Below are 8,382 nucleotides of genomic sequence, written 5' to 3'. Positions count from 1 at the left end.
GATCGCAAACATCTTGAAGAACAGCAGCACCGAAGCTAGCGCGTACCAATACTCTGACTGATCCATGGTTCTTTTACTCCCTTGCCGGCAGCCGGACTGTCGTCGTGTGTGGCTGGCAAATGCGCCCAGCCACACGAGGTCTGCTCACCGCGAGTCATTACCCGAACGCAGCCTGCTGCGGCTTACTGCCGGAAACCCGCTTCATCCAGGCCATGTCCAGCGGCACCAGGACGTTCAGGGCGAAGAGTACCCATCCCAGGGGCTGCAGGCTCGCCGCAAACGAGATCATCAGGGCGAGGGCCAGCAGGGCCCAGGTGACATCGGCAGCAATCATCAGGTTGAGGAAGCGCTCCTGCCACTGCTCCTTGAAGGCCACCACGGCCATGTCCACGCACCAGAGCAGCATCACCACGCCAACCACCAGGTAGAAGGTTGCGCCGGGGCCACCCGCCCATTGGGCAATGGCTTCGGCGGCCAGGATCAGCGCCAGCGCCAGAGGCGTGGAGAGGAAAACGTCGCTCAGGAGGATCTGCTTCACACTGAATCGGCGAATAAAGTTATTCATGGGATCACCTCGATCGGATTTCACAATGGGTTGGACTACGCTTTAAAGCTTCTACCCGGGCGGTGATGGGCTCAATTACCTGTGAGGTAATGGTGCAGCCGACTCTCGGGCGGAGATAATTGCCGAACACATGGACTTTGCAGGTAACCCGATGAGCGCTTTCGGTACGTTGTTCAGGGAAATGCGGCAGGGCAAGCGCCTGAGCCAGATGGATTTCGCCCTCGCCTGCGAGGTGTCGGCAAAGCACATCAGCTTTCTGGAAACCGGCCGCAGCAAACCCAGCAAGGGCATGGTTCTGCATCTGGCGCAGATGCTGCAGACCGACCTTGCCGGCACCAACCGGCTGTTATCGGCGGCTGGATACAGCCAGGTCTACTCCCACCAGGATCTGAGCGCGCCCGGCATGGCCATGATCAGGGAGGCGCTTGAGCACTTGCTGAAAGGGCACCTGCCGTATCCGGCAGTGGTGTTCGATCACGAGTATTATCTGGTGATGGCCAACCAGGCCATGCAGGCGATGATGGCGAGAATGGTGCAGCTGGGCGCCCGCTTCCCGGCCCGGCCCAACTTCCTGCTGTCGCTGTTGGAGGAGCAGGGCATGAAGCCCTTCGTGGGCGACTGGGAAACCATCGCCTGCCATATGCTGCAGCGCGTCTACCACGAGCATCTAGCCGGGCCCTTTCGCGACCAGCCCAACCGGTTGCTGGAAGCGGCGCTGACGGTGCCCGGCGCCCCGCAGCATTGGAAGAGCCACCTGGTGGAACATCTGGATTACCCGGCGATTCCCTTCACCCTGAACCTGGGGGACCAGCAGCTCAGGATCTTCTCCACCATCGCAACCATCGGTACGCCGCTGGATGTGACCGCGCAGAATCTGCGGATCGAGCATTTCTTTCCGATGGATGAAGCTACCAAGGCCTACTGGGTGGATTGAGGTGTTCTCAGTGGCGCCTGATCGATAGTATCGATCGATAGGGCATGAAAACAGGATTCCCGCCCCTGGAGCCCGCCGCGCCGCCAGATATAATGGCGCATCATTAACCGTTTCAGAGAACCCTATGCCAATCGAAAAGAACCAGGTGGTCCTGTTTCATTACAGCGTCAGTGATGAACAGGGCAAGGTTGTTGAAAACTCCCGTGGCGGCGAACCCAACGCCTACCTGCATGGCCATGGCGGCATCATCCGTGGTCTGGAAGAAGCCCTGGAGGGCCGCGAGGCCGGTGAGAGCTTCAGTGTCACCGTTACGCCGGACAAAGCCTACGGCCCGCGCAAGCCCGATGCCGTGCAGCGTGTGCCCATCAAGCATCTCATCGGCGCCAAGCGCTGGAAGCCCGGCATGGTCGCCCAGGTGCAGACCGAACAGGGCCGGCGCCATGTGGTGGTTGCCAAGGTTGGCCACAAGTTTGCCGATGTGGACACCAACCATCCCATGGCCGGTCGTACCCTGACCTTCGATATCGACATCGTCGAAGTGCGCCCCGCCGATCCTGAAGAGATCGCGCACGGCCATGCCCATGGACCGGGTGGCCATCACTGACGACAGACAGTCACGAGGCATAAACAGTACAGGGAGCAAGCATGCAGATCGGCGTCATCGCGGATACCCACAGCAAAATGCGGCCCGAGGCCCTGGACGCATTGCAAGGCTCGGATGTGATACTTCATGCCGGTGATGTGGGGCGGGACGAGGTCCTGGACGCGCTGGAGGCCATTGCGCCGGTGGTTGCGATCCGCGGCAATATCGACAAGACGGGCCGTGCCGCGGCCCTTCCCGATGTGCGGGAGCTGGAATTCCTCGGCCACCCGTTCTACATGCTCCACGACGTCAAAACCCTCGACTTCGACCCGGAGGGCCGCTACCGCGTGGTGATCGCCGGCCATTCCCACAAACCCCGTAACGAGTGGCTCGGCGGGGTGCTCTATTTCAACCCAGGTGGCGCCGGGCCCCGGCGCTTCACCCTGCCCATCAGCGTAGGGCGGCTGACGGTGGCCGAGGGCGGTGTGGCCGGTGAAATCATCGAACTGCCGGTTTGATCCATCCTTACAGCGCCAAAAACGGAAAGGGCACCCCTTGGGGTGCCTTTTTCATCCGCTTATTCTGTCAGGGCAGATAAACCCATCCGGATGAGTTTTCTCCCATCAATCATCTTGCTTTTTATCATGCGATGAGGATTGCTTATCATCAGAGCTGCCGGATTCATACCACGATTCCGGCTCAGTCTGGTCAACGGTGTTGTATTCAGATTTAGTGGCTTCGTCGTGCAGCTTAGTGTCCTGATTTTCAGGTTCAGCATGGCGGTCCAGATCCTGCTCGCCCAGATCGGTATGCCCGGCAGGCTCGTCTGCGGCGAGCAGGGCCGTTGAGCCCAAGGTTATGGCGGGCGTGATCAGGGCATAAAACGCCAGTGAATGTAGCTTCTTCATAGAATCCTCCTTCGAACACAGAGTTTCAGGCGAACAAGCATGCCTTGGCTGAGTGCCTCACAGCGGCTTCTCTCCAAAGCGCTATGTTGAACAGAAACCTGGATGACCAACAAATACCGAATTCCGGATATCTATTTATCTAAGCCTAGGGTGTCCTATTTATCAACTTGGCATCAATCCCGTTGAGGCGCTGAAGGAGGGCCTCAGGCCTTCACGCAGACGAACAGGGCATTGCCGGACTGCCCGTCCCAGGGCTTAATCCGTTCGTAGTCGTGCTCGAAGATATGAACCTCGAACCAGGGCTGCAATAGCTGCGAAAGCTCCTCGAAGCCCACCGCCACCATGGGATGTTCGTCCTGCCAGGTCTCGCTGGTGGTCTGGGTGGTTCGCTCGATGGACAGCTTCAGTGACTGTTGCTCGCCCCGGCCGGGGTAGTGCCAGCCTGAACGGAACCTGAAAGTGCCGTCCTCGTGCTCGGTGGTGTGGGTGACGTACAGGTCGTTGTTGATCCTGTTCTTATCCACCGCATTGAAGCAGAACACCCCTTGGGCTCCCAGGGCATTGTGGACACTGGCGATGCAGGCTTTCAGGCGGTCGATGCCGCTGTTGTAGTGAATGGAATACAGGAAACAGGTGACCAGATCGAAAGGCCGGTCAAACGCAAAGCTGCCCATGTCTGCCAGGGTGAAGTCGGCTTCCGGGCAGCGCCGTTTAGCTTTATCCAGCATGGGCTGGTTGATGTCCAGGCCCTGGCTCTGGTAGCCGGAATCGAGTAAATGCCGGATGTGGGGACCGGTCCCGCAGGCCAGGTCCAGGTGGCTGCTTCCGCCATTCCCGAACAGCTGGTTCAGCCTGCGCACACCGGTGCTCTGTGCCGGGTAGTCGATGTCGGTACACATCAGGTCGTAATAACAGGAGAGATCGGTGTAGAGCTGGGTGGACGAGGGCATGACGGCTCACTGGGCGGGCAGGGCAGGTGGACGGCGGGCAGTATAGCAAAGGCCAAGGCGGGCACGGTCAATTTTCCGGGTGTTGCCCAGCTTTGCAGAAGGGTTTGTTCTCGCCGGCCTTTGCCTCAATCCTGCGGCGACCAAACTTCCCCGTGCTGCATCACCCGAAACTCCGACTCGCCGAGGCCTTCCCGCTCCAGCGCGGTCCGAAGTCGCCTCGGCGGCTCGTCCATGGGCTCGTCGGTGAGCACGAAGGTACCCCAGTGCATGGCCACCGACTGGCGCGCGCCGATATCCCGGTGGATGGTCACCGTCTCCTCCGGCGCCACGTGAACCGGAGCCATGAACCAGCGCGGGTCGTAGGCGCCGATGGGTAGCAGGGCCAAATCGATAGGCGCGAAAAGGTGGCCAATGTCGCGAAATACCCTGCCATAGCCAGTATCGCCGGCGAAATAGAACCGAAAACCTTCGATTTCCAGCAGCCAGCTGCACCAGAGCGAGGTGTTGGTATCGGTGGGGGTCCGCCCGCTGAAGTGCTGCGCCGGCAGGCAGAAGACTTCGGTCTTGTCGGTCAGCGGTCTCGACTGCCACCAGTCCAGCTCCACCAGATTTCGGATGCCCCGCTTCTCGAACCAATGTCGCAGCCCCTTGGGAATGCAGAAGCGCAGCCTGTCGCCAAAACGCCGATGCAGCTGGCGCACCGTGGTTTCGTCCAGATGGTCGTAGTGATTGTGGGAAATCAGCACGAGGTGGATCGGCGGCATGTCGGCCACTTTCATGGCTGCTGGCGTGCAGCGCTTTGGGCCCACCAGCTTGAGGGGGCTGGCTCGGCTGGAAAGAACAGGATCGGTCAGGACGTTCAGCCCCCGGTACTGGAACAGGAAGGAGGCATGGCCCAGCCAGACCAGTTGGGGCTTTGCCGGTGGATTCATCAGTCGGTGGCTGTCCGGCTTCAGCAGCGTGTAGCGCTTGCCCTTGGGGAACCGGCGGCCGGGCGACAGCTGCCAGCGCAGGAAGTCCCCCAGACCATGGCGGGGAACCGGTTCCAGGTTGCGATACTTGCCGCCATGAAAATGGGGCTCTGCGGCAAGCGCGGCGAGGCGTTCACGGTCGATGGTCATCTCAAAGCAACCCTGCCCTGATCATGTCGAAGGTATCCAGAATCCGCGCCACGAACTGGTCTTTCGGGCGGAAGCTGCTCTGGGTGGTGCGGGTGACGTCCCGCTCCAGGTGGTCCAGGAGCTTGTTCAGGCGCCGTCGGTGCAGGCCCACGGCGGCCTGTACCGGATCGAAAATCATCCCGGACAGCGCGGCGAATGCCGCCAGGGCAGCCATGACCGCAATCATGACACCGGCGGTGACAGCCAGTGTCGGCTCCGGTGGAAAGACACTGTAGTACCAGCCGCCGATGGTTTCACCCAGGAAAAAATCCCGTGCCGCCAGGGTCTGGGCCAGCATGGTGGCCAGTACCACCCCCAGCCCGATACCGCCCGGCGTGAACTTCTGGAAGGCGAAGGCACCCAGCACGGTGCAGGAGAGGCTGTTGGTGATGTCCGCGGCCGCCGTCCGGGTCACCCGGTACTGGCTTATGGCATCGGCGATCAGGGGCTCCAGCTGGCGGCTGAACCGCTGGTGATCCACCGGCTCGAAGGTCTGTTTCTGGTAAATTTCTTCCAGCGCCTCGATCAGGTAGCGCTCCAGCAGCGGGCCCTCTCTGCGATCGTTCAGCAGCTCCATTAGGATCAGTTGGGAGATATGTTCCTGTACCCGGGTGGTCAATCCGGCCGGGACCCGGTTCAACAGCCGGTGAAGCCAGATGAGGCCCCGTCGCTCAGGCAGCAGGAATCGCAGCAGGCAGGCCAGGGCGTAGAACGGCGCCCAGAGCAGATTGAGTGGCGCCCGCAGCATGTCCCACCCCAGCGCCATGCGGTTGGTGGCGATGGCACCGGGGTAATGAAAGTGGCGGTCGATGAAGGCCGGCACCCGCGCGCGGCAGTCATCGAAATAGCGTGCGATGCCGCCGCGGATGGCCCGCTTGACCTCGGCTTGCGAGACGCTTTGCCCTGACACTGTGGCCTGGATTCCTTCGACCATCACTCACCATAGAACCGTCGGATACCGTCCAGCAGCTGGTCCACATGCTGGCGGTTCACATCCCGGTGGGTCACGAACCGGATCGGCTCGCCGGCTGTGATCAGGATGCCCCGCTCTGCCAGGTACTGTCGTAGCTCCTTCGCCCTGCCGGCTCGGCAGCGGGCGTAGACGATGTTGGTCTGGGTAGCGGTAGGGTTGATCTCCACTCCGTCAATGCCGGCAAGGCCGGCACTCAGGTAAGCCGCGTTGTCGTGATCCTCCTGCAGCCGCAGAGGCCCCTGGTCCAGTGCGATGCGACCAGCCGCGGCCAGGATGCCGGCCTGACGCATGCCGCCACCCAGCATCTTCCGAAGGCGCGTGGCCCGCTCGATAAAGATCCTGGTGCCAAGCAGCAGCGAGCCGACAGGCGCACCCAGTCCCTTGGAAAGGCAGACGCTGACCGAATGGTAGTGCCGCGCTATCTCGGTAACATCGCAGCGGGATTTCACCGCTGCGTTGAAGATCCGCGCGCCGTCCAGGTGCAACATCAGGCCATGCTGGTCGCAAAGGGCACGGGCCTGGCGCTGGTAGTCCAGTGACAGTACCTTGCCGCCAATAGTGTTCTCCAGCGACAGCAGGCGGGTGACGGCGAAATGCAAGTCGTCGGCCTTGATGGCGGCCCGGACCTTGTCGAGGTTGATGCTGCCGTCCGGCTCGTTCTCGATCGGTTGCGGCTGCACACTGCCCAGCACGGCGGCGCCACCGCCTTCGTAACGGTAATTGTGGGCCGACTGGCCGCAGAGGTATTCATCGCCCCGGCCGCAGTGGCTCATGATCGCCAATAGGTTGGCCTGGGTGCCGGTGGCGGTGAACAGGGCCGACTCAAAGCCAAAGCGCTCGGCGGCGTGGGCCTGCAGGCTGTTCACCGTCGGGTCGTCACCGTAGACATCGTCGCCCACCTCGGCACTGGCCATGGCATCACGCATGGCCGCGGTCGGGCGGGTGACGGTGTCGCTGCGAAAGTCGATCATGATGCCGGGTCTCCTGGGAATTCAGCCATGCTGCATTCTACAGGGCCTCCGGGCGGAGGGAAGCTGGGAGCTCCCCTTACTGGTTCAAACCACGAACCGCGCCGACATGTCCTTGAGGTCGCCGGCGAGCCTCGCCAGTTCTTCGCCGGAACTGGTGACCTGGCCAATGGATGTGGCGCTCTGGGTCGCAACCTCACTGACGCCGTTGATGTTGCGATTGATCTCCTCGGACACAGAGTTCTGCTCTTCGGTAGCAGCTGCGATCTGCGTCGTCAGGTCGGTAATGAGCGCTACCCCGGCACCGATGGCTTCCAGAGCTTTGCGGGCATCCTCTGACTGCTGGCGGGCTTCTTCAGTCTTGGCCCGGCTCGTTTCGATGGCACTGACTGCCGCCGCACTGCCGGCCTGAACCTTCTGAACGGTGGCTGCGATCCGATCGGTGGATTCCTGGGTCTTGCGAGCCAGGGAGCGCACCTCGTCGGCCACGACCGAGAAGCCACGGCCTGCCTCGCCAGCCCGGGCTGCTTCGATCGCCGCATTGAGAGCCAGCAGGTTGGTCTGGTCGGCAATGCTGGTGATGATATCAATGACCTCCCCGATGTCGGCGGCATGGCCATCGAGTGCCTGGATTACCTTGGCCGCCCCACTCATGGCCTCGGAAATCGCCCGCACTGCCTGTTCGTTGGCGGCGATGGTGTCACGGCCCTTGTCCGTATCAAGCTTTACGGACTGGGAAGTCTCGGCGGATTCGGCAGCGTGGCGGGCTACCTCCTGGACCGACGCCACCATCTGGGTCATGGCCGTTGCAGCTTGGTTGGTCTCGTTGCGCTGTTGCTCAATGCCATTTTCGGTTTCAGAAGCTACCGTGGAAAGCTCCTCGGCGGCGGAAGCCACTTGGGTGGACGCATCGCGCAACTGGCCCAGCATGGTTCCGAGCTGGACCCGCAGCTCTTCGGCGTTGCGGGCCAGTGCTCCGACTTCGTCTTGAGAGCCCTGGGTGACTGGCCGCGAGAAATCGCCCGTCGCCATGCGTTGAAGATCTTTAACGACAACCTTGAGTGGTCTTGTGACCATGCGGCGAACGAGCCAAAACAGTGCCAATGCGGTGACGATAATGGCGAGACCCATTGCCATAAGACCGAGCTTGAGTTGAGCGGCGGCATTGGCCTCGGTGAGGGCGGCTTTCTCGGCTGCGCGCTCCTCGATGGTTCGTACAAGTTTTGCCAAGGCATCGCGCACCGGCTCGGTGAGGCCTTCCAGCTCCTGGTCAATCCGGTCGGCCTGGAAGCCGTTGCGCTCAAGCCGCTCGGTGGCATCGGTAATGACCTGGAGCATTTC

Annotated in this window: 10 protein-coding genes; 3 read left to right on the top strand and 7 right to left on the bottom strand. The window is 61.6% G+C overall.

Annotated features, from left to right (window positions below):
- Positions 1-157: 157 nt before the first annotated feature.
- Positions 158-565: a hypothetical protein gene (locus R3280_RS14680; protein ID WP_318999362.1), complete on the bottom strand. Its 408-nt coding sequence runs from the start codon at positions 563-565 to the stop codon at positions 158-160.
- Between the two features lie 130 nt (positions 566-695).
- Here R3280_RS14680 and R3280_RS14675 point away from each other — a divergent pair, with 130 nt between their 5' ends.
- From R3280_RS14675 to R3280_RS14665, 3 genes are all read left to right on the top strand, one after another.
- Positions 696-1,499, top strand: a complete 804-nt coding sequence (locus R3280_RS14675; protein WP_318999361.1) for a helix-turn-helix transcriptional regulator — start codon at positions 696-698, stop codon at positions 1,497-1,499.
- Between the two features lie 124 nt (positions 1,500-1,623).
- Positions 1,624-2,103 (top strand): peptidylprolyl isomerase, encoded by a 480-nt coding sequence (locus tag R3280_RS14670; RefSeq protein ID WP_318999360.1) that lies wholly within the window; start codon positions 1,624-1,626, stop codon positions 2,101-2,103.
- 41 nt (positions 2,104-2,144) lie between these two features.
- Positions 2,145-2,600: a metallophosphoesterase family protein gene (locus R3280_RS14665; protein WP_318999359.1), complete on the top strand. Its 456-nt coding sequence runs from the start codon at positions 2,145-2,147 to the stop codon at positions 2,598-2,600.
- A gap of 105 nt (positions 2,601-2,705) precedes the next feature.
- Here the strand turns inward: R3280_RS14665 and R3280_RS14660 are convergent, their stop codons facing one another.
- The 6 genes from R3280_RS14660 to R3280_RS14635 all read right to left on the bottom strand — a co-directional run.
- The gene (locus R3280_RS14660) at positions 2,706-2,990 is read right to left on the bottom strand and encodes a hypothetical protein (RefSeq protein WP_318999358.1); all 285 of its coding nucleotides are present in this window, start codon (positions 2,988-2,990) and stop codon (positions 2,706-2,708) included.
- A 203-nt stretch (positions 2,991-3,193) separates the two neighbouring features.
- Positions 3,194-3,940 (bottom strand): class I SAM-dependent methyltransferase, encoded by a 747-nt coding sequence (locus tag R3280_RS14655; RefSeq protein ID WP_318999357.1) that lies wholly within the window; start codon positions 3,938-3,940, stop codon positions 3,194-3,196.
- Between the two features lie 125 nt (positions 3,941-4,065).
- Positions 4,066-5,061: an MBL fold metallo-hydrolase gene (locus R3280_RS14650; RefSeq protein ID WP_318999356.1), complete on the bottom strand. Its 996-nt coding sequence runs from the start codon at positions 5,059-5,061 to the stop codon at positions 4,066-4,068.
- Between the two features lies 1 nt (position 5,062).
- Positions 5,063-6,010 carry a DUF6635 family protein gene (locus R3280_RS14645; protein ID WP_318999355.1) on the bottom strand — a complete coding sequence of 316 codons (948 nt, stop codon included), beginning with the start codon at positions 6,008-6,010 and terminating at the stop codon, positions 5,063-5,065.
- 23 nt (positions 6,011-6,033) lie between these two features.
- On the bottom strand, positions 6,034-7,044 hold the full coding sequence (gene ltaE, locus R3280_RS14640; RefSeq protein WP_318999354.1) for a low-specificity L-threonine aldolase: 1,011 nt from the start codon (positions 7,042-7,044) through the stop codon (positions 6,034-6,036).
- 84 nt (positions 7,045-7,128) lie between these two features.
- Positions 7,129-8,382 (bottom strand): methyl-accepting chemotaxis protein (locus tag R3280_RS14635; RefSeq protein ID WP_318999353.1); only part of this gene is annotated, 1,254 nt, incomplete at its 5' end.

Source organism: Marinobacter sp., from assembly GCF_033722195.1.
Taxonomy (GTDB): domain Bacteria; phylum Pseudomonadota; class Gammaproteobacteria; order Pseudomonadales; family Oleiphilaceae; genus Marinobacter.
The sequence above is the reverse complement of the archived record's forward strand: the minus strand, read 5'-3'. Positions and strand labels throughout refer to the sequence as shown.

Bases quoted from the DNA above. Each gene is read 5' to 3' on its own strand.
- R3280_RS14665 (WP_318999359.1), top strand. From the start codon at position 2,145: ATGCAGATCGGCGTCATCGCGGATACCCACAGCAAAATGCGGCCCGAG.
- R3280_RS14655 (WP_318999357.1), bottom strand. From the start codon at position 3,940: ATGCCCTCGTCCACCCAGCTCTACACCGATCTCTCCTGTTATTACGAC.
- R3280_RS14660 (WP_318999358.1), bottom strand. From the start codon at position 2,990: ATGAAGAAGCTACATTCACTGGCGTTTTATGCCCTGATCACGCCCGCC.
- R3280_RS14680 (WP_318999362.1), bottom strand. From the start codon at position 565: ATGAATAACTTTATTCGCCGATTCAGTGTGAAGCAGATCCTCCTGAGC.
- ltaE (WP_318999354.1), bottom strand. From the start codon at position 7,044: ATGATCGACTTTCGCAGCGACACCGTCACCCGCCCGACCGCGGCCATG.
- R3280_RS14675 (WP_318999361.1), top strand. From the start codon at position 696: ATGGACTTTGCAGGTAACCCGATGAGCGCTTTCGGTACGTTGTTCAGG.
- R3280_RS14650 (WP_318999356.1), bottom strand. From the start codon at position 5,061: ATGACCATCGACCGTGAACGCCTCGCCGCGCTTGCCGCAGAGCCCCAT.
- R3280_RS14670 (WP_318999360.1), top strand. From the start codon at position 1,624: ATGCCAATCGAAAAGAACCAGGTGGTCCTGTTTCATTACAGCGTCAGT.